The following is an 862-nucleotide window of genomic DNA, read 5'->3' as shown; positions in this document are numbered from 1 at the left end:
AAACACCAGAGCTCCATCGGGATTATGAGGGTCTTTTACTTTGGGCGCATGTGGGATATGGGCACGGATCTGTGCTAGTGGATCACCTGTATTTTCCGGCAACTGAATGCACATAAAACACCCTCGCGACCAGGTATACACGATGCGACGCTTACGATCAAAACGGACGGGGTTTTGAACGCTGATATTGAATAAAATCCAAGGCACCACTAGAAAACCTATGACAAATAGCCCCCAGCCTATACCTCGACCGTGTCGTTCAAGACTATCCCTTTTAAATTCATCATATGAACGTCCAGTTTTAGTAAATCCAGGATTATTTATATCTTCATAAAACTCAAAAGAAGAAATAATATACTCCTCACGAAACAGCATGTAATGAATTTTTTCATAAGCAATACCTGGCTCACCATCCTTGGTAAACCAGCCAGGATCATAATTCGCAATAGAACCAAAAAAAATGGCAAAAAAGATAATTTTAAGCCAGACATTGATTCCCATTGCGGCCATGGAGGGGACCTCAATTGTATCCTGATCAATCCGGGTAATGGAGAGATTGATCGCTTCAACCACATCTGGGTTTTCAGTGGGATTGGGAATCAGTTGAATTGGAGGTAACGCCATCAGTAGGGCATATCCTTGGTGTACAACTCCGTACGTGGATTCTGCATAAACGCTTCAATCGCCTTTTCAGTTTTACGCTTCTTGAATGCAAACTGTGGCAGTAGCTGCAAACGGGCAATGTTGTAAAAGAAGTAATCCATCCACAGCACATACTTGGGTTTACGCTTAGGTCCCAGCTGATTCAGCCATTGAGGGTCCGGGTTGGTCATAAAATCGGTGATAAACGTCCGCAGATAAT

The 862-nt window shown here is 43.3% G+C and carries 2 protein-coding genes; both read right to left on the bottom strand.

Features of this window, described 5'->3' with window-relative positions:
* On the bottom strand, positions 1-573 hold a 573-nt coding region (locus tag LH51_RS11115; RefSeq protein WP_200881973.1), incomplete at its 3' end, for a hypothetical protein.
* A 50-nt stretch (positions 574-623) separates the two neighbouring features.
* A partial coding sequence (locus tag LH51_RS20860; protein ID WP_036522241.1) for a hypothetical protein occupies positions 624-862 on the bottom strand: 239 nt, incomplete at its 5' end.

Origin of the sequence: Nitrincola sp. A-D6 (genome assembly GCF_000764495.1) — a bacterium.
GTDB lineage: Bacteria > Pseudomonadota > Gammaproteobacteria > Pseudomonadales > Balneatricaceae > Nitrincola.
This window is presented reverse-complemented; position numbering and strand designations above follow the sequence as displayed.